15 protein-coding genes are annotated in these 20,152 nt (G+C 70.2%); 1 reads left to right on the forward strand and 14 read right to left on the reverse strand.

From position 1 onward, the window contains the following. Nucleotides 1-487: 487 nt before the first annotated feature. A complete protein-coding gene (gene ileS / locus ADK65_RS21090) occupies nucleotides 488-3,631 on the forward strand; it encodes an isoleucine--tRNA ligase (RefSeq protein ID WP_053671891.1) in 3,144 nt (1,047 codons plus the stop codon). Nucleotides 3,632-3,848: 217 nt separating this feature from the next. On the opposite strand, the gene ADK65_RS21095 is transcribed toward ileS, so the two are convergent. From ADK65_RS21095 to ADK65_RS21160, 14 genes are all read right to left on the reverse strand, one after another. Further along, on the reverse strand, nucleotides 3,849-4,970 hold the full coding sequence (locus ADK65_RS21095; RefSeq protein ID WP_053671892.1) for a DivIVA domain-containing protein: 1,122 nt from the start codon (nucleotides 4,968-4,970) through the stop codon (nucleotides 3,849-3,851). Nucleotides 4,971-5,026: 56 nt separating this feature from the next. Beyond that, on the reverse strand, nucleotides 5,027-5,311 hold the full coding sequence (locus ADK65_RS21100; RefSeq protein WP_053671893.1) for a YggT family protein: 285 nt from the start codon (nucleotides 5,309-5,311) through the stop codon (nucleotides 5,027-5,029). A 59-nt stretch (nucleotides 5,312-5,370) separates the two neighbouring features. Next, on the reverse strand, nucleotides 5,371-6,012 hold the full coding sequence (locus ADK65_RS21105; protein WP_053671894.1) for a cell division protein SepF: 642 nt from the start codon (nucleotides 6,010-6,012) through the stop codon (nucleotides 5,371-5,373). 129 nt (nucleotides 6,013-6,141) lie between these two features. Then, the gene (locus ADK65_RS21110; protein WP_053671895.1) at nucleotides 6,142-6,861 is read right to left on the reverse strand and encodes a YggS family pyridoxal phosphate-dependent enzyme; all 720 of its coding nucleotides are present in this window, start codon (nucleotides 6,859-6,861) and stop codon (nucleotides 6,142-6,144) included. A gap of 6 nt (nucleotides 6,862-6,867) precedes the next feature. Beyond that, a complete protein-coding gene (gene pgeF, locus ADK65_RS21115; protein ID WP_053671896.1) occupies nucleotides 6,868-7,599 on the reverse strand; it encodes a peptidoglycan editing factor PgeF in 732 nt (243 codons plus the stop codon). Between the two features lie 10 nt (nucleotides 7,600-7,609). After that, nucleotides 7,610-8,803, reverse strand: coding sequence for a cell division protein FtsZ (gene ftsZ / locus ADK65_RS21120; protein ID WP_030848227.1), 1,194 nt, complete (start codon nucleotides 8,801-8,803; stop codon nucleotides 7,610-7,612). 288 nt (nucleotides 8,804-9,091) lie between these two features. Beyond that, entirely contained in the window at nucleotides 9,092-9,886 is a 795-nt protein-coding gene (locus ADK65_RS21125; RefSeq protein ID WP_053671897.1) for a cell division protein FtsQ/DivIB, read from the reverse strand. Nucleotides 9,887-9,912: 26 nt separating this feature from the next. After that, complete coding sequence (gene murG / locus ADK65_RS21130; protein WP_053671898.1) at nucleotides 9,913-11,010, reverse strand: undecaprenyldiphospho-muramoylpentapeptide beta-N-acetylglucosaminyltransferase; 1,098 nt, start codon at nucleotides 11,008-11,010, stop codon at nucleotides 9,913-9,915. A 6-nt stretch (nucleotides 11,011-11,016) separates the two neighbouring features. After that, nucleotides 11,017-12,381 carry a putative lipid II flippase FtsW gene (gene ftsW / locus ADK65_RS21135; protein ID WP_053671899.1) on the reverse strand — a complete coding sequence of 455 codons (1,365 nt, stop codon included), beginning with the start codon at nucleotides 12,379-12,381 and terminating at the stop codon, nucleotides 11,017-11,019. A 135-nt stretch (nucleotides 12,382-12,516) separates the two neighbouring features. Continuing rightward, on the reverse strand, nucleotides 12,517-13,959 hold the full coding sequence (gene murD / locus ADK65_RS21140) for a UDP-N-acetylmuramoyl-L-alanine--D-glutamate ligase (RefSeq protein ID WP_199825675.1): 1,443 nt from the start codon (nucleotides 13,957-13,959) through the stop codon (nucleotides 12,517-12,519). Continuing rightward, nucleotides 13,941-15,032, reverse strand: coding sequence for a phospho-N-acetylmuramoyl-pentapeptide-transferase (gene mraY / locus ADK65_RS21145; protein ID WP_053672256.1), 1,092 nt, complete (start codon nucleotides 15,030-15,032; stop codon nucleotides 13,941-13,943). The genes murD and mraY overlap by 19 nt, the downstream gene beginning before the upstream one ends. Beyond that, nucleotides 15,032-16,447, reverse strand: coding sequence for a UDP-N-acetylmuramoyl-tripeptide--D-alanyl-D-alanine ligase (locus ADK65_RS21150; protein ID WP_053671901.1), 1,416 nt, complete (start codon nucleotides 16,445-16,447; stop codon nucleotides 15,032-15,034). Before ADK65_RS21150 ends, mraY begins: the two co-directional genes overlap by 1 nt. A 28-nt stretch (nucleotides 16,448-16,475) precedes the next feature. Continuing rightward, nucleotides 16,476-17,996, reverse strand: a complete 1,521-nt coding sequence (locus ADK65_RS21155; protein WP_053672257.1) for a UDP-N-acetylmuramoyl-L-alanyl-D-glutamate--2,6-diaminopimelate ligase — start codon at nucleotides 17,994-17,996, stop codon at nucleotides 16,476-16,478. A 193-nt stretch (nucleotides 17,997-18,189) separates the two neighbouring features. Next, nucleotides 18,190-20,151, reverse strand: coding sequence for a penicillin-binding protein 2 (locus ADK65_RS21160; protein WP_324614292.1), 1,962 nt, complete (start codon nucleotides 20,149-20,151; stop codon nucleotides 18,190-18,192). Nucleotide 20,152: the final 1 nt, after the last annotated feature.

Raw genomic sequence — 20,152 nt, forward strand, 5'->3', positions numbered from 1 at the left:
ATGCATCCGTTGTGCCCAGCTCCCCGCCCGGTAATCCGCCGAGCCGGACGTCCCAGGATCCGAACACCTATACCGTGCTTTTCGGGTCATCAAACCCATACCGCGCCCCATGTGCCACCCCACCCCCGGCCGCCCCGAAAACCGGTCGGCCGCTCTCCGCGCGGCGCCGTACACTGGGCGGAGCGAGAAGCGTGGATGGGGACGAGTAGCGGCGTACGCAGCCCAGAGCGACCCGGGGACGGTGGGAGCCCGGGGGTGAGCGCGACGTGAAGATCACCCCGGAGCCGCCGGAAGAAAGCCGTCAGCCAGTGCGCGACGGCCGGTAGACCCGGCATCGCGACCCCAATGAGGGGGCTCGCCGGCACACACCCCGTGCCGGAGGGCCAAGGAGGGTGGTACCGCGGGAGCGCGCCGAAGGCGGCGCAGGCAGACACAGCTCTCGTCCCTCCGGACGGAAGGCAGCAAGTCCGCCGGAGGAAGCCCGCTGATGACATCGCCGACGTACCGCCAGGTACCCGCCCAGGTCGACCTGCCCGCCCTCGAGCACGCCGTGCTCGACTTCTGGCGCGAGCAGAAGATCTTCGCCAAGAGCCTGGAGCAGTCCGAGGGCCGCCCCGAGTGGGTGTTCTACGAGGGTCCGCCCACCGCCAACGGCATGCCCGGCGCCCACCACATCGAGGCGCGCGTCTTCAAGGACGTCTTCCCCCGCTTCCGCACCATGCGCGGCTACCACGTCGCCCGCAAGGCCGGCTGGGACTGCCACGGCCTCCCGGTGGAGCTCGCCGTCGAGAAGGAACTCGGCTTCTCCGGCAAGCAGGACATCGAGGCCTACGGCATCGCGGAGTTCAACGCGAAGTGCCGCGAGTCGGTGACCCGGCACACGGACGCCTTCGAAGAGCTCACGACCCGCATGGGCTACTGGACCGACCTCCAGGACCCGTACCGCACGATGGACCCCGAGTACATCGAGTCGGTCTGGTGGTCGCTGAAGGAGATCTTCAACAAGGGCCTGCTGGTCCAGGACCACCGCGTCGCTCCCTGGTGCCCCCGCTGCGGCACGGGCCTGTCGGACCACGAGCTCGCGCAGGGCTACGAGACGGTCGTCGACCCGTCGGTCTTCGTCCGCTTCCCGCTCACCTCCGGCCCGCTGGCCGGCGAGGCCGCGCTCCTGGTGTGGACGACGACCCCGTGGACCCTGGTGTCCAACACCGCCGTTGCCGCGCACCCCGAGGTCACCTACGTCGTCGCGACCGACGGCGAGGAGAAACTCGTCGTCGCCGAGCCGCTGCTCGCCAAGGCCCTCGGCGAGGGCTGGGAGACCACCGGGCAGACCTTCACCGGCGCCGAGATGGAGCGCTGGACCTACCAGCGCCCCTTCGAGCTGGTGGAGTTCCCGGAGCCGGCCCACTTCGTGGTCAACGCCGAGTACGTCACCACCGAGGACGGCACCGGTCTGGTCCACCAGTCCCCCGCCTTCGGTGAGGACGACCTCAAGGTCTGCCGCGCCTACGGCCTGCCGGTCGTGAACCCGGTCCGCCCCGACGGCACCTTCGAGGAGGACGTCCCCCTCGTCGGCGGCGTCTTCTTCAAGAAGGCCGACGAGCAGCTCACCGAGGACCTCGACAGCCGCGGCCTGCTCTTCAAGCACATCCCCTACGAGCACAGCTACCCGCACTGCTGGCGCTGCCACACCGCGCTCCTCTACTACGCGCAGCCCTCCTGGTACATCCGCACCACGGCCGCCAAGGACCGCCTCCTCCAGGAGAACGAGAACACCAACTGGTTCCCCGAGACGGTCAAGCACGGCCGCTTCGGCGACTGGCTCCAGAACAACATCGACTGGGCGCTGTCCCGCAACCGCTACTGGGGCACCCCGCTGCCCATCTGGCGCTGCGAGGACGACCACCTCACGGTCGTCGGCTCCCGCGCGGAACTCACCGAGCTGACCGGCACGGACCACTCCGGCCTCGACCCGCACCGCCCGTTCATCGACGCGGTCACCTTCGCGTGCCCGCAGGGCGGCTGCGGAAAGACCGCCACGCGCGTGCCGGAGGTCATCGACGCCTGGTACGACTCGGGTTCGATGCCGTTCGCACAGTGGGGCTACCCGTACAAGAACAAGGAACTGTTCGAGTCCCGCTACCCGGCCCAGTTCATCTCCGAGGCCATCGACCAGACCCGCGGCTGGTTCTACACGCTGATGGCGGTCGGCACGCTCGTCTTCGACAAGTCGTCGTACGAGAACGTGGTCTGCCTCGGTCACATCCTGGCCGAGGACGGCCGCAAGATGTCCAAGCACCTGGGCAACACCCTGGAGCCGATCCCGCTCATGGACCGGCACGGCGCCGACGCCGTCCGCTGGTTCATGGCGGCCGGCGGCTCCCCGTGGGCGGCCCGCCGCGTGGGCCACGGCACGATCCAGGAGGTCGTCCGCAAGACGCTCCTGACGTACTGGAACACGGTCGCCTTCCAGGCCCTCTACGCCCGTACGACCGGCTGGGCCCCGTCCGGAGCCGACCCGGCCCCGGCCGACCGCCCGGTCCTGGACCGCTGGCTGCTGTCCGAGCTGCACGCGCTCACCGACCAGGTCACCCAGGCGCTGGACGCCTACGACACCCAGCGCGCCGGCAAGCTGCTGTCCGCGTTCGTCGACGACCTGTCCAACTGGTACGTGCGCCGCTCCCGCCGCCGCTTCTGGCAGGGCGACAAGGCGGCCCTGCGCACCCTGCACGAGGTCGTCGAGACGGTCACGCAGCTGATGGCCCCGCTGACCCCGTTCATCGCCGAGCGGGTGTGGCAGGACCTGATCGTCCCGGTCACCCCGGGCGCCCCCGAGTCGGTCCACCTGTCGTCCTGGCCGGAGGCGGACCTGTCCGCCATCGACCCGGAGCTGTCGAAGCAGATGATGCTGGTGCGCCGCCTGGTGGAGCTGGGCCGCGCCACGCGGGCCGAGTCGGGCGTCAAGACGCGTCAGCCGCTGTCCCGCGCGCTGATCGCGGCGACCGGCTTCGACGCGCTGGGCACCGAACTGCGCACGCAGATCACGGAGGAGCTGAACGTCGAGTCCCTGGCGACGCTGAGCGAGGTCGGCGGCAGCCTGGTCGACACCACGGCGAAGGCCAACTTCCGCGCGTTGGGCAAGCGGTTCGGCAAGCGCGTCCAGGACGTGGCCAAGGCCGTCGCGAACGCGGACGCGGCCGCCCTGTCCCTGGCCCTGCGCGAGGGCACGGCGTCGGTGGAGGTCGACGGCGAGACCATCACGCTGGCGCCCGACGAGGTCATCATCACGGAGACCCCCCGCGAGGGCTGGTCGGTGGCCTCCGACGCGGGTGCGACGGTCGCGCTGGACCTGGAGATCACCGAGGAGCTGCGCCGGGCGGGCCTGGCCCGTGACGCGATCCGCCTGATCCAGGAGGCCCGCAAGAACAGTGGCCTCGACGTGGCCGACCGCATCGCGCTGCGCTGGACGGCGACCGACCCGGCCGTCACCGAGGCCCTGGCCGAGCACGCCGGCCTGATCGCCGACGAGGTCCTGGCGACGGACTTCGCCCAGGGCGAGGCCGACGGCACCTACGGCGAGCCCTTCACCGACGAGGGTCTGTCCCTGACGTTCCGCCTGCGCAAGGCGTAATCCTCAAGCCGGACAGCCCGAGGGCCCGGGCCCGCCAAAGATCTTGGCGGGCCCGGGCCCTCGGCGTTGCGTACGCACGAACACGGGTGCGCGGTGCCGAACTCACGGAGCAAAAGGGCGAGACTCACGGAACAAAAGGGCGAGGCCCCGGGTGGGAACCCGGGGCCTCGCCCTGAACGCTGCCGACGTCTATGCCGTACTACTGGCCATCAGGCCGTCAGTTGTCATCCTCGTCGATCAGGAAGCCCCGCATCGGCGAGGGCGCCTGACCCATCGGGGACGGGCCCTGCGGACGGACCGGCGCCATCGGCTGGGTCATCGCCGGCGACATCTGCTGCTGGCCGCCGTAGGACGGAGCGGACGGCGACGGGGCACCGCCCATCGTCTGGTTGCCACCACCGTAGGACGGGGCGCTCGCGCCGGCCGGAGCCATGGAAGGCGCCGGGGACGGCGGGAGGGACGCGGTCGCCGGGGTGCGCGGCGGGGCCAGCGAGTCGTCGGCCTGGGTCTCCAGCTGACGCAGCTGCGACTCCAGGTACGACTTCAGGCGCGTGCGGTACTCGCGCTCGAAGCCGCGCAGGTCCTCGACCTTGCGCTCCAGCGTGGCGCGGGCGGACTCCAGGGAGCCCATCGCGACGCGGTGCTTCTCCTGCGCGTCCCGCTCCAGGGCGTCGGCCTTGGCACGGGCGTCACGCTCCAGACCCTCGGCACGCGAACGCGCCTCGCCGACGATCTTGTTGGCCTCGGAACGCGCCTCGGCGATCGCCTGGTCGGCGGTCTGCTGGGCCAGCGAGAGGACACGGGCGGCGCTGTCGCCACCGGGGCCTTGCTGACCGGGGCCGCCCATCGGACCGCCCATCGGGCCGGGGCCGCCCATGGGGCCGCCCATCTGCTGCTGCATCGGGGGCTGGCCCATCGGACCCGGGCCCTGGCCCATCGGACCGGGACCCTGGGGTCCCCCCTGACCGCCGGGACCGGCGGGCAGCTGCGGGGCACCGCTCGGCAGCTGGGGCGGACCACCCATGGGGCCACCCATCTGCTGCTGCGGCGGGCCCGATATGCCGGCGGGGACAGGACCGCCGGGACCGCGCATGCCCTGCTGCTGTTGCTGCTGATCCTGCTGGGGCTCCGGAGGCTTGCGCATGTTCTGCTGGTTCTGCGCAGCAGCGCGCGTGGCCGCGGCCAGTTTGGCGCGCAGGTCCTCGTTCTCGCGGAGCAGGCGGGTCAGTTCGGCTTCGACCTCGTCGAGGAAGGCATCGACCTCGTCCTCGTCATAGCCTTCTCGGAGGCGGACGGTCGTGAACTGCTTGTTCCGCACGTCCTCGGGGGTCAACGGCATCTCTTCACCTCAACGTAGTCGTCGGCATTCGGCAAGACGGTAGGTCACATCGCTCATCACAGCCGGCTCACGATCGAGATCAGGATGTAGACGATGATCATCAGTACGAAGAAGGACAGGTCTAGCGCCACGCCCCCGAGACGCAGCGGCGGAATGACCCGCCGCAGAAGCTTGAGCGGTGGATCGGTGACAGTGTAGGTGGCCTCCAGAACGACCACCATCGCCTTGCCGGGTTGCCATGAGCGGGCGAACTGGAAGACATAGTCCATGACCAGTCGGAAGATCAGCACGATGAGGAAGCACATCAGCGCGATGTAGACGACATCGAAAACCACGCTCATGACCTCTTGCGTCCCTCTCCCCTGTGCCCTGCTCGGTACTGCTGTTCCGGTGGTGCGTCTCAGCTCTGGTTGAAGAACCCGCCCTCTGCGATGCGGGCCTTGTCCTCCGCCGTGACATCGACGTTAGCAGGCGACAACAGGAACACCTTCTGCGTCACCCGCTCGATACTGCCGTGAAGACCAAACACCAAACCTGCCGCAAAGTCGACAAGTCGCTTCGCATCTGTGTCGTCCATCTCAGTCAGATTCATGATCACCGGGGTGCCTTCACGGAAGTGTTCCCCGATGGTACGGGCCTCGTTGTAGGTCCGTGGGTGAAGCGTGGTGATCCGGTAAGGCTCTCGTTCGGACACGACCTTGGGCATGATCACCGGTGCGTTCTTCTCCAGATTTGCGCGTTCTTGTGTGATGGACGCCACGGGCGCGATGCGCGCCGGGCGGCTGGATTCCGCGGGGAGCGAAGCGGAGCGGGGGGCCGGTTCGCGCGGCGCGGGCGGCTGTACGACTCGTACCTCTTCGTCCCTTTGGGGCTGATGTGAGACGTGCGGCTGATGGGACGGCTCGTGCCGTCGGTGGTCCCGCTCGGGCTCCGGGTCCAGTTCGGGTTCGAAGTCGTCGTCGGGGTCGAATCCGCGGCCGTCGTACCCATCGTCCTCCACGAGGCCGAGGTAGACCGCCATCTTGCGCATCGCGCCGGCCATGCTCTGAGTCCTCCGCTCTGTGGTGGATCGGCTGACGACTGCCAAGTGCCCGCGATCCACGTGGTCCTTGAATCCGCCTATCGGCGGCAATGACCATATTTTCTGCTGTGGTCCGACTTCTTGGCGACGTTACCCGAGCCTGGGGCGGACTCCGAGTACCGCGCTGCCGACGCGCACATGTGTCGCTCCGGCCGCCACAGCCTGTTCGAGGTCCGCACTCATCCCTGCCGACACCATGGTGGCAGTCCGGTGACTCCGGCGCAGGTCGGTCGACAAAACCATCAGCCGCTCGAAGGCCGCCCGTTCGCGCCCGGCGTACTCGCCGGTGAGCGGCGCGACGGTCATCAGTCCGTCGAGCCGGAGCCCCGGCGCGCCGGCCACGAGACCGGCCAACTCCCCGATCCCGTCGGGCGCGACGCCGCCTCGCTCGCCCCGGGCGCTCTCACCGGCGTCGAGTGCGACCTGGAGGAGGCATCCCAGTTCGCGCCCGGTCCGGACGGCTTCCCTGGACAGAGCCGTGACGAGCTTGGAACGATCGACGGACTGCACGAAATCCGCGTAACCGGCCACGGAGCGCACCTTGTTGGTCTGGAGTTGACCCACGAAGTGCCAGGTGAGAGGCAGATCCGAGCAGGCCGCGGCCTTGGGGGCCGCGTCCTGGTCGCGGTTCTCGGCGACGTGCCGCACACCGAGCTCCGCGAGGATCCGCACGTCGCTCGCGGGGTAGGTCTTGGTGACCACGATCAGGGTCACCTCCTCACGTGCCCGCCCCGCGGCCGCGCACGCGTCGGCGATACGCCGTTCCACCTTCGCCAGATTTGTGGCGAGTTCGTCCTTACGGTCCGTCATGTCCTGTCAGTCCAGCCACACATAGCCCGCGAGCCGACCAGTGGTGCGGTCGCGGCGGTACGAGAAGTGATCGCGCGACTCCAGCGTGCACACCGGCGACTGCTCCCGGTCACGCACTCCGAGCCGTTCGAGCTGGGCGTGCACTCCGGCGCTCACGTCGACCGCCGGCGTGCCCCAACTGGTTTCGGCGTACGCCGCCGGCTCGACGGCGGACACCTCGGCGCGCATCGCCTCGGGCACTTCGTAACACCGGCCGCAGACGGTGGGCCCGGTGCGGGCGACGATCCGGGAGGGATCGGCGCCCAGGTCCGTCATCGCGCGTAGCGCGGCCGGGACGACTCCGGCGATCATGCCGGGCCGGCCCGCGTGCGCCGCGGCGGCGACCCCGGCGACGGGGTCGGCGAGCAGCACCGGCACGCAGTCTGCGGTGAGCACGGCGAGGGCGAGCCCCCGGCGCGTGGTGACGACCGCGTCGACCGACGGGATCGCGGTCGAAGATCCCCACGGCCCGTCGACGACGGCCACGTCAGCCCCGTGCACCTGGTTCATCCAGACCACCCGGTCCGGCTCGACGCCGAGGGACTTGGCGGCCAGGTCCCGGTTGGTGCGTACGGCGTCGGGGTCGTCACCGACCGCTCCGCCGAGGTTGAGCTCCTCATACGGAGCGGCGCTCACCCCGCCCCACCGGTCGGTGAAGCCGAAGTGCGCGCCGCTCGCGCTTTCGCGCTGTCCTATCACGACTGAAGGATCACTTGAGGAAGTCCGGTACGTCCAGTTCCTCGGCCGCGCTGTCCGAGTAGGTCCGCGGCGCCGGCGGGACCGGCGGGGCGACCGGGATGTCCTTGACCGGCTCGGGCGCGGGCTCCGGGTCCTCCTTGGGGGTCACGCTGCCGAGCGACCCGAAGGACGGACGGCTCTCGGCCTGCCGGACCGGCGCCGGCTCCTCGCGCTTGGCCGAGGACGAGCCGAGGACGTTGTCCCGCTTGGCGGGCGGCTGGCCGCCGTCGAAGCCGGCCGCGATCACGGTGACCCGCACCTCGTCGCCGAGGGCGTCGTCGATCACCGCGCCGAAGATGATGTTGGCCTCGGGGTGGGCCGCCTCGCTCACCAGCTGGGCGGCCTCGTTGATCTCGAACAGACCGAGGTCGGAGCCACCGGAGATGGAGAGCAGCACGCCACGGGCGCCGTCGATGGACGCCTCCAGCAGCGGCGAGGAGATCGCCATCTCGGCAGCCGCCACGGCGCGGTCGTCGCCGCGGGCCGAGCCGATGCCCATGAGGGCCGAGCCCGCCTCGGACATGACCGACTTGACGTCGGCGAAGTCGAGGTTGATGAGGCCCGGGGTGGTGATGAGGTCGGTGATGCCCTGGACACCGGAGAGCAGGACCTGGTCGGCCGACTTGAAGGCGTCCAGCACCGAGACCTGGCGGTCCGAGATGGACAGCAGCCGGTCGTTCGGGATGACGATGAGGGTGTCGACCTCTTCGCGGAGTTCGGCGATGCCGTCCTCGGCCTGGTTCGCGCGGCGCCGTCCCTCGAAGGTGAACGGGCGCGTGACCACGCCGATGGTGAGGGCGCCGAGCGAACGGGCGATGTTGGCCACGACGGGCGCGCCGCCGGTGCCGGTGCCGCCGCCTTCACCGGCTGTCACGAAGACCATGTCGGCCCCCTTGAGGACCTCCTCGATCTCCTCGCGGTGGTCCTCGGCGGCCTTGCGGCCCACGGCCGGGTTGGCTCCGGCGCCGAGTCCGCGGGTGAGTTCACGGCCGACGTCCAGCTTGACGTCGGCGTCGCTCATCAACAGAGCTTGCGCGTCGGTGTTGATGGCGATGAACTCGACGCCCTTGAGACCGACCTCGATCATCCGGTTGATGGCATTGACACCACCGCCGCCGACACCGATGACTTTGATGACTGCGAGGTAGTTCTGCGGTGCTGCCACGTCGAAGGCCTCTCGCCTCGAGTTACGTGTCGCCGGATCAGCGTGACGCCCTGCGCCCCGCGACCCGACGACTGATGCCGAATGGGACGGTCCGTATCGCCGACCCGAACCCTAACCCTGAAGTTTAGGGTTACCAGTGTGTCCGTTCCTTGGAGTCTTCTGAACAGGACACTAAGTCGACAAGTGGCGCGCGTTCAACGAACACGCCGAACCTCCCGTTTTTCTTTTCACCCTATGTGATCAGCCGTAGCACTGCCCAACCAGGGTGCTGGCCTGCGCGGATGTGCGTCAACTCGCTGATGACGCGGGCGCGGTGGGGACGCTCACGTCGAAGTACCCCGCATCGGGCGATGCTTTCATCAGAGCGGTGAGCGTACGGGCCTTCGCGGCACCCTTCTCGCTGCTTCCCCAGACGACCGTACGGCCGCCCCTCAGCTCCAGCGAGATGGCGTCGTAGGAACGGACCTTGACGGTCTGTGTCTCACGGGCGACGGCGGCCGGAAGCGCGCGGGCGACGGCGACGGCCTCGCGCACCAGCCGGGGCTCGCCGAAGCGGCGCAGGCTGGCGGCGGCGGAGCCGGACCGGGCGAGCGTCAATTCCAGCGCCGGGACGCCTTTCGGGGCTTCGGAAACCGTGGCGAAGCGGACACCTTCGTCGTCCACTTCGACGAACTTTCCGCCCTTTTGAACAATCAGAACCGGAGTCCGCTCAACCACTTTCAGGTCGATTCCATGGGGCCAGGAGCGGACCACGTCAACCGAGTCAATTCGGGGCAATTTCCGGCGCAGTCGCGTCTCGATCGCATCGGTGTCGACGGAAATCAGCGGCTTCCCGAACGGAACCTCTGCCGCCGCTTCGACCTGAGCCGGTGTCAGGACGCGGGTACCGGAGACGGAGACGCGCTCGGCGCGCAGCCAGTCGGAGCCGTAGAACAGCCAGACCGTCGGAATGCCGAGGAAGACCAGGACGAGGCCCAGGAGGACGATCGCGCGGAGCCGGGCGCGCCGCGAGCGCAGGCGGGGCGGCGGGCCGGACGACTTCTGCTTGGGTTCACCGCGTTCGGCGGTGGTCGATCCGGCCACGCTCCCCTGCCTTCCGTCATACAGTCCTATCGGTGTGCACGGTTGGCGGCGATCGCCTCGTACACCATGCCGACGAGCAGGTCGTCGGCGTCCCGGCGGCCGAACTCGGCGGCGGCGCGGGACATCTGGTACAGCCGGTGCGGGTCGGCGAGCACGGGCAGGACGTGTCGCTGGACCCACTCGGGCGTCAGTTCCGCGTCGTCGACCAGCAGTCCGCCGCCGGCCTTGACCACCGGCTGGGCATTGAGCCGCTGTTCGCCGTTGCCGATGGGCAGCGGGACGTAGGCGGCCGGAAGCCCGACGGCGGAGAGTTCGGCGACGGTCATCGCGCCCGCGCGGCAGAGCATCATGTCGGCCGCGGCGTACGCGAGGTCCATCCGGTCCAGGTAACTTACCGGGACATAGGGGGGCATCCCCGGCATCTGCTGGACCTGCGGCAGTTCGTTCTTCGGGCCGACCGCGTGCAGGATCTGGATCCCGGCCTGCTGGAGCCAGGGCGCGACCTGCTGGACGACCTCGTTCAGGCGGCGGGCGCCCTGCGAGCCGCCGGTGACCAGCAGCGTGGGCAGGTTCGGGTCGAGCCCGAACGCGGCCCGGGCCTCGGGGCGTACGGCGGCCCGGTCCAGGGTGGCGATGGAGCGGCGCAGCGGGATGCCGATGTAGCGGGCGCCCCGCAGCTTGCTGTCGGGCGTGGAGACGGCGACCTGGCTGGCGTACCGCGAGCCGATCTTGTTGGCCAGGCCCGGGCGGGCGTTGGCCTCGTGGATCACGATCGGCACGCCCAGACGCTTGGCCGCGAGGTAGCCGGGCAGCGCGACGTAGCCGCCGAAGCCGACCACGGCGTCCGCCCTGGTGCGCTCCAGGATCTGCTCGGTCGCCTTGATGGTGCCGCGCAGCCGGCCGGGGACCGTGATCAGCTCCGGGGTGGGCTTGCGGGGCAGCGGAACAGCGGGGATCAGCGCGAGTTCGTACCCGCGCTCGGGTACGAGACGGGTCTCGAGGCCGCGCTCCGTGCCCAGGGCCGTGATGCCCACGCTCGGGTCCTGCCTGCGCAGGGCATCCGCGAGGGCGAGCGCGGGCTCGATGTGGCCCGCGGTTCCTCCGCCGGCGAGTACGACATGCACCGAAATTCACCGCTCTCCGGACGAGCGCGCCGCCGAGGCACGCCGTCGCATCGTGTTCCATCTCCGGGGACTCCGACCGGAACCGGTGCCCCCCGCCCCCCGTTTTCTACCAAAGCGGGGTTGCCGCATCGCAAGCGCCATCCGCGCAGCGGGGTCCTGACGCGCGAAGGCGATCAGCAGCCCGATGGCGAACATGGTCGGCAGCAGGGCGGATCCTCCGTAGGAGAACAGCGGGAGGGGGACGCCGGCGATCGGCAGCAGACCGAGCACCGCACCGATGTTGATCACGGCCTGGGCCGTGATCCAGGTGGTCACGCCTCCCGCGGCATACCTCACGAAGGGATCCTCCGTGCGTCCGGCCACGCGGATACCCGCATAGCCTAGAGCCGCGAAGAGGGCGAGTACCGACAGCGTCCCCGCAAGGCCCAGTTCCTCACCGGTGACGGCGAAGATGAAGTCGGTGTGGGCTTCGGGGAGTTGGCCCCATTTCTCCACACTCGCACCCAGCCCGGAACCGAAGATTCCGCCCGACGCGAGGGCGTAGATCCCGTGCACGGCCTGCCAGCAGTCGACGGGTCCAGACTGGGGTTCGGTGGCGCCCAGGCACTGCAGACGGGCCATGCGGTTGGCGCTGGTCTTGATGAGGATCAGGCCGAGCACGGCGGCGATCGACAGCACCCCGGCGAACAGCCGCGTAGGGGCTCCGGCCAGCCAGAGCAGACCGAACAGGATGGCCGTGAGGATGATGGCGGTGCCCATGTCGCCGCCGATCATGATCAGGCCGAGCAGCATGAAGGCGGCGGGGACCAGCGGCACGAGCATGTGCTTCCACTGGTTCAGCAGCCTCTTGTCCTGCTTGCGGGCGAGCAGGTCGGCGCCCCACAGCACGAGGGCGAGCTTGCCGAACTCGCTGGGCTGGATCTGGAAGGAACCGCCGAGGGAGATCCAGTTCTGGTTGCCGTTGACCGACACCCCTATCCCGGGGACCTGCACCAGGGCCATGAGGAAGACGGCGCCCGCGAGGATGGGATAGGCGAGGGCCCGGTGGAGTCTCACCGGCATCCGCGATGCCGCGAACAGCAGACCGGTGCCGAGGCCCGCCGCGAGCAGCTGTTTGCGGAAGAAGTACGAACCCGGCAGCGACATCTGCAGTGCGGTGATCTGGGAGGCCGAGTAGACCATGACCAGTCCCAGCACGGTGATCAGCAGACTGCCGCCGAGGATCAGGTAGTAGGCGGTCAGCGGCCGGTCCCAGCCCCTGCGGACACGGGTGTAGAGGCTCAGGACGCTGCTCTCACGCGCGAGCCGTGGCGCGACGGGGCGTTTGGGGGCGCGGGAGGCCGGAGGCCGTCCGGTGCGGCTGGTGGGCATCGCCGCTCACCCTCCCGTGCCGGAGGGGGACGGTGCGAGGTGCACGCCCCCAGGCCGCTCGGGCACCAGCCACATCCGTGTCACGCGTCCCTCCCAGGTACGCCCGGCGCCGCCGCCGGGCGAGGCGGACCCGGGTCAGCCGTCGGCGGAGCCGAGCTCACGGACGGCGTCCGCGAAGGCGTCCCCGCGCTTGTTGTAGTTGGCGAACATGTCCATGGAGGCACAGGCCGGAGCCAGCAGCACCGTGTCGCCCGGCGACGCGAGTCTCCGCGCCTCCTGGACCGCCGCGCGCATCGCCCCAGTGTCGGTCCGGTCGAGGTCGACGACGGGTACCTCCGGGGCGTGTCGCGCCAGGGCTTCCCGGATGAGGGCGCGGTCCGCGCCGATCAGCACGGCGGCCCGCAGCCGCTTGGCCGACTTGGCGACCAGCTCGTCGAAGGTCGCGCCCTTGGCGAGCCCGCCCGCGATCCACACGATCGGGTCGTAGGCCGCCAACGAGGCTTCCGCCGCATGCGTGTTGGTGGCCTTGGAGTCGTCGATGTACGCGACCCCGTCCACGTCCGCGACGTGGGCGATGCGGTGCGCGTCCGGGGTGAACGCCCGCAGACCGTTCCGTACGGCCTTGGCGGGCACGCCGTAGGCGCGGGCGAGGGCCGCGGCCGCGAGGGCGTTGGCGATGTTGTGCGGGGCCGGCGGATTCACGTCGGCGACCTCGGCGAGCTCCTGGGCGTTCTTCTGCCGGTTCTCGACGAAGGCACGGTCGACCAGGAGGCCCTCCACCACACCCAGTTGGGAGGGCGCCGGGGTGCCGAGGGTGAAGCCGACGGCGCGGCAGCCCTCCTCGACGTCGGCCTCGCGGACCAGGTCCTCGGTCGCCTTGTCGGCCACGTTGTAGACGCAGGCGACACGGTTGCCCTCGTAGATGCGGCCCTTGTCGGCTGCGTACGCCTCCATGGAGCCGTGCCAGTCCAGGTGGTCGGGGGCCAGGTTCAGCACGGCGGCCGAGTGGGCGCGCAGGGAGGGCGCCCAGTGCAGCTGGTAGCTGGACAGCTCCACGGCCAGGACGTCGTACTTCTCCTCGCCGAGCACCGCGTCCAGCAGGGAGACGCCGATGTTGCCGACGGCCGCGGTGCGCAGGCCCGCCGCCTTCAGGATCGACGCCAGCATCTGGACGGTGGTGGTCTTGCCGTTGGTGCCGGTGACGGCGAGCCAGTCGGCGGCGTCGGGGCCGCGCAGGCGCCAGGCCAGTTCGACGTCGCCCCAGACCGGGACGCCCGCCTGGCGCGCCGCCGCGAACAGCGGCTTGTCCGGCTGCCAGCCGGGCGCGGTGACGATCAGGTCGGTGCCCTCCGGCAGCGTCGCGCCGTCACCGAGACGCACGGTGACGCCGAGCGCCTCCAGGTCGGCCGCCTGCGCACGCGCGCGCTCGTCATCGCCGTCGTTGACGACCGTGACGATCGCGCCGAGGCCGTGCAGCACCTTGGCCGCCGGGACGCCGGAGACGCCGAGTCCGGCCACGGTGACGTGCTTGCCCTGGAAGTCGAAGGGCTCCGAGGTGGTCACTTGTCCGCTGCCCATCCTGCGTAGAAGAGGCCGAGTCCGACGATGACACAAATGCCCTGGATGATCCAGAAGCGGACCACGACGAGCACTTCGGACCAGCCCTTGAGTTCGAAGTGGTGCTGGAGTGGCGCCATCCGGAAGACGCGCTTCCCGGTGAGGCGGAACGAACCGACCTGGATCACCACGGACATGGTGATGAGGACGAAGAGGCCGCCCAGGATGGCCATCAGCAGCTCGGTGCGCGAGCAGATCGCGAGGCCGGCGAGCACACCGCCGAGCGCGAGCGAACCGGTGTCGCCCATGAAGATCTTGGCCGGCGAGGTGTTCCACCACAGGAAGCCGAGGCAGGCGCCCATCAGCGCGGAGGCCACGACCGCGAGGTCGAGCGGGTCACGCACCTCGTAACACGCGCCGGGGTTGGTCAGGGTCTGGGAGTTGGCGCAGGACTCCTGGAACTGCCAGACACCGATGAAGGTGTAGGCGCCGAAGACGAGCACCGAGGCGCCGGTGGCCAGACCGTCCAGACCGTCGGTCAGGTTCACGCCGTTCGACATGGCGAGGATCATGAACAGCGCCCAGACCACGAACAGCACAGGGCCGATCGTCCAGCCGAAGTCCGTGATGAACGACAGCTTCGTGGAGGCCGGGGTGTTGCCGCGGTTGTCCGCGAACTGCAGCGACAGCACCGCGAAGCTGATGCCGACGATCAGCTGGCCGGCCATCTTCGCCTTGGCGCGCAGACCGAGCGAACGCCGCTTGACGATCTTGATGTAGTCGTCGAGGAAGCCGACCAGGCCCATGCCGACCATCAGGCCGAGCACCAGCAGGCCCGAGAAGGTCGGCGCCGCGTCGACGTCCGGGTCCAGGTAGCCCGTGATCACCTTGGCCAGGAAGTACGCGGCGACCGTGGCCAGGATGAAGGCGATACCGCCCATGGTCGGCGTACCGCGCTTGCTGGCGTGCTCGCGCGGGCCGTCGTCGCGGATGTACTGGCCGTAGCCCTTGCGGGCGAGCAGCTTGATCAGCAGCGGGGTCCCGACCAGGGTCAGGAAGAGGCCAATGACTCCTGCGAACAGGATCTGCTTCATCATCGGGCGGAAACCTCACCCTCGGCACCGGACTCGAGGAGCGCCTGCGCCACGCTCTCCAGACCGACCGAACGGGACGCCTTCACGAGCACGACGTCCCCCGGGCGCAGCTCGCTGCGCAACAGGTCGACCGCCGCCTGTGCGTCGGACACGTGCACCGACTCCTCACCCCACGAACCCTCGTTATATGCGCCCAGTTGCAGCCAGGCGGCTTCCCTGCCACCGACCGCGACGAGCTTGCTGACGTTGAGCCGGACGGCGAGCCGTCCGACCGCGTCGTGCTCGGCGAGAGCCTCGTCCCCGAGCTCGGCCATCTTGCCGAGCACCGCCCACGTACGACGCCCCTTTCCGATGGCCACGAGCGCGCGCAGCGCGGCCTTCATCGACTCGGGGTTCGCGTTGTAGGCGTCGTTGACGACCGTCACGCCGTCCGGGCGCTCGGTGACCTCCATCCGCCAGCGGGAGAGGGAGCCCGCCTCGGAGAGCGCGACGGCGATCTCGTCAGCGGACATGCCCAACTCGTGGGCGACGGCGGCCGCGGCGAGCGCGTTCGACACGTGGTGCTCACCGTACAGGCGCATGGTCACATCACTTGCACCGGAGGGTGTGTGAAGCCTGAACGAAGGCTGTCCGGTGTCCGTGAGTCGCACGTTCTCGGCGCGAACGTCCGCTTCGCCGGACTCTCCGAAATAGACCACCTTCGCCTTCGTACGGGAGGCCATGGCCCGTACGTAGGGGTCGTCCGCGTTGAGGATGGCGGTGCCGCCCTCGGCCTCGGAGGGCAGGGCCTCGACGAGTTCGCCCTTGGCCTGCGCGATCTGCTCACGGCCGCCGAACTCGCCGATGTGGGCGCTGCCGACGTTGAGGACCAGACCGATCCTCGGGGGCGTCAGGCCGGTGAGGTAGCGGATGTGCCCGATGCCGCGGGCACCCATCTCCAGGACGAGGAACCGCGTCTCCTCGGTGGCGCTGAGCGCGGTCAGCGGCAGCCCGATCTCGTTGTTGAGCGAGCCGGGCGTGAAGACCGTCGGCGCCTTGCGCTGCAGCACCTGCGCGATGAGGTCCTTGGTGCTGGTCTTGCCCGCCGAGCCGGTGAGGGCGACGAGGGTCGCGCCCAGACGCCGTACGACGTGTCGCGCGAGGGCCCCGAGGGCGTTCTGGACGTCGTCCACGACGATCGCGGGGGCGCCGACGGGCCGGGTGCCGAGCACGGCCACCGCTCCCGCCTCGACGACCGCCGCCGCGAAGTCGTGGCCGTCCACGCGTTCCCCGGCGAAGGCCACGAACAGGCTGCCCGGTCCCGCCTCTCGGGAGTCCCGGACCACCGGGCCGGTGACCTGGACGGACGGATCCGGTATGTCGTGCGTCTGCCCGCCGACGACTTCTGCGATCTCGGCGAGGGAGAGGGCGATCACAAGTTCATCCCCTGGGTCTTCTGGATTTTCATCCCTGGGTCTTCTGGATGGCTTCGCGGAGCACCTGGCGGTCGTCGAAGGGACGGACCACCCCGGCGATGTCCTGGCCCTGCTCGTGGCCCTTGCCGGCGACCAGCACGGTGTCGCCGGGCTCGGCGCGGGCCACGGCGGCGGCGATCGCCGCGGCCCGGTCCTCGAAGACCTGCACCTCGCCGCGCTCGTGCGCGGGCACGGACGCCGCGCCCTGGAGCATCGTGGCGAGAATCGCGAGGGGGTCCTCGCCACGGGGGTTGTCGGAGGTCAGTACGGCGGTGTCGGCGAGCCGTGCCGCGGCTGCCCCCATGGGCTCGCGCTTGGTCTTGTCCCGGTCGCCGCCGCAGCCGAGGACGATGTGCAGCCTGCCCTCGGTGACCTTGCGCAGGGCGCGCAGCACGGACTCGACGGCGTCGGTCTTGTGGGCGTAGTCGACGACCGCGAGGTAGGGCTGCCCGGCGTCCACGCGCTCCAGGCGGCCCGGGACGCCCGGGACGGCGGCGACGCCGTCGGCGGCGGCCTGCGGGTCGAGGCCGGCCACGGCGAGGGCGACGATCGCGGCGAGGGTGTTGGCCACGTTGAACGGGCCCGGCAGCGGAGACTTGGCGGCGATCCGCTCACCCTTGGGGCCGATGACGGTGAACGTCGAGTCCAGCCGGCCGACCTCGACGTCCTCGGCGCGCCAGTCGGCGTCGGGGTGCCCTTCGGCGGAGTAGGTGACGACCGGGACGGTGGCCTCGTTCGCCAGGCGCCGGCCGTACTCGTCGTCGACGTTGACCACGCCGAGTTTGCCGCGCTCCGGCGTGAACAGCTGCGCCTTGGCCTGGAAGTAGTCCTCCATGCCCGAGTGGAACTCCATGTGTTCCGGGCTGAGGTTGGTGAAGACGCCGATGTCGAAGACGCAGCCGTCGACCCGGCCGAGGACCAGGGCGTGGCTGGAGACCTCCATGGCGACCGCGTCCACACCGCGTTCGCGCATGACGGCGAACAGGGCCTGGAGGTCGGTGGCTTCGGGGGTGGTGCGCTCGGACTTGATGCGCTCGTCGCCGATGCGCATCTCGACCGTGCCGATCAGGCCGGTGGACCGGACCGTCTTCAGGCCGCCTTCGACGAGGTAGGCGGTGGTGGTCTTGCCCGAGGTGCCGGTGATGCCGATCTGGAGCAGGTCCCGGCCGGGGTGGCCGTAGATCGTGGCGGCCAGCTCGCCCATCTGCGCGCGCGGTTCGTCGACGACCAGGACCGGCAGACCGGACGCGGCGGCGCGTTCGGCGCCCGTCGGGTCGGTCAGCACGGCGGCGGCACCGAGGCCCGCGGCCTGGTTGACGAAGTCGGCGCCGTGCACCCGGGCCCCCGGGAGGGCGGCGTACAGGTCGCCGGGGCGCACGGCTCGCGAGTCGTGGGTGATGCCCGTGACCTCGGCGGTGCTCTCCGGCGTGGGAGCACCCAGCTGACCGGCGAGTTCCGCGAGGGGTGTGGCGGAGACCTGAACCGGCCTGGGCGGCCCGGGGTATGTCACGGGATGGCCCTTCTGGGTGGTTTGGGACTGATCAGCGTGTGGCACGGCGGTGAGCGTACCGGGCGTACCCGCCTCCGGGCGAAGTGAGGGGCCGGTGCTGCTCTGGTTGCCGGGGTCGGGAGTGATCGTCGTCACGGAGGCGGTCCTGGTGGCTCGGTGGGGCTGAGTGCTGATCAGGGCGGGTCGGCCCTGATCACTGCTGGAAGGAGACGGGCAGTTTCGCGGCCTTGGCGCCGGTCGGCGGGACCTGGAGGGACTTCAGTGCGAACTCCATGACCTTCTTGTAGACGGGTCCGCAGATCTGCCCGCCGAAGTAACTGCCCCGGGTGGCGTTCTGGATGGCGCAGTAGACGGTGACGCGCGGCTTGTCGGCGGGTGCGAACCCGGCGAACGAGGAGGTGTAGCCGTGGTACTTGCCGGTGGCCGGATCCACGCGGTTGGCGGTACCCGTCTTGCCCGCCACGCGGTAGCCGGGGATGCGCGCCTTGGTGCCGGTGCCCTCCTCGTCGTCCACGACGGACTCCAGCATCTGGGCGAGGGTCTTCGCCGTCTTCTCGCTGACGACCCGGTTCTGCTGGGGTTTCGGGGCGGGCGTGAACTGGCCGTCGGGGCCCCTGGTGCCGCGTACGAGGGTGGGCTGGATGCGCACGCCGCCGTTGGCGATGGTCGAGTACACGGAGGCCGCCTGCATGGCGTTGATGGAGACGCCCTGGCCGAAAGGGATCGTGTACTGCTGCGAGGTCGACCACTTGTCGGGCGGGGCGAGGATGCCCTTGGTCTCGCCGGGGAAGCCGAGCCCGGTGTAGCCGCCGAGGCCGAACTTGCGCAGGTAGTCGTAGAGGACCTTGTTGGCCTGGGCCTGGGTCTTGCCGAGCTGTCCCGTGGCGAGGATGGTGCCGATGTTGCTGGACTTGGCGAGGACGCCGTTGAGCGTGAGGTACCAGGTCGGGTGGTCGATGTCGTCCTTGAAGAGCCGGTCGCCGCGGTGCAGCCGGTTGGGCACGACCACATGGGTCCCGGGTGTGGCGACGTTCTGCTGGAGGACGGCGGCCATCGACATGACCTTGGCCGTGGAGCCGGGCTCGAAGGCGTCCTGGACGGCGGCGTTGCCCAGGGCGGCAGGGTCGGCGTCGGACAGGTCGTTCGGGTCGAAGCCGGGCGAGTTGGCCATGGCCAGGACCTGCCCGGTGCGGGTGTCCTGGACGATGACGTAGCCGCGGTCGGCCGCGGATTCCTTCACCTGCTCGCTGATGGCGTTCTGGGCGGCCCACTGGATGTCGCGGTCGATGGTGAGCTCGACGTCGCTGCCGGGCACGGCGGGTGTCTCGGTGGAGCCCGCGGTGGGCACGAGACGCCCCCCGGACTGGGCGTAGCGGATCTTGCCGTCCTTGCCGGCGAGCTTCTTGTCCAGCTGCAGTTCGATGCCGCCGCCCGGCTTGCCCTCGCCGTTGACCCAGCCCAGTATCCCGGCGGCGAGGTCCCCGCCGGGATACACGCGCTTGCTGGTGGCGACGGAGAAGACGCCGGACAGGACGTTGGGGGTGGACTTGTCCGTCTCGGCCTTCTCGGCGAGTGCGGACTTGAGGTCCTTGATCTGCTTCCAGACCTGCGGGGTCTGGCGCGAGGCCAGCTTGACGTAGCGCAGGGCGGTGTTCTTCGGACGCAGCTTCTTCACCAGGTCCGCCTGCTCCTGGCCCAGGATCGGGGCGAGGAGTGCCGCCGCCTGCTCGGGCCCGTCGGCGATCTTCAGCATGCCGGGGGCGAACATCGTGGGGTCGGCGGTGATGTCGTAGGCGTCCTCGCTGGTCGCGAGGGCCACACCGGACCGGTCGGTGATCTCGCCCCGGTCCGCGGCCAGCACCTGCCCGACGTACCGGTTCTGCTCGGCCTTGGCCGCGTACGTGCTCGCGTCGACGGCCTGCACCTGGAAGAGCCGTACGACGAAGGCGGCCAGGACCAGGGTCAGCGCGAGTCCCACCAGCCGCAGGCGGGGCCGGGGGCTGCCCAGCCGCAGCGGCTTGGACGGCGCTGGGCGCCCCTGTCCCGGCCGGGGCCGGGCCGGGCGGGCCCCGGGGGCCGGACGGCGCCGGGCGTCGGGGCGGGCGGGCCGTGCGGGGCCGGGCACGCGGCGGCGCGGCGGTTGCCTGTCGGACACT

This window comes from Streptomyces sp. NRRL B-1140, from assembly GCF_001280065.1.
Taxonomy (GTDB): domain Bacteria; phylum Actinomycetota; class Actinomycetes; order Streptomycetales; family Streptomycetaceae; genus Streptomyces.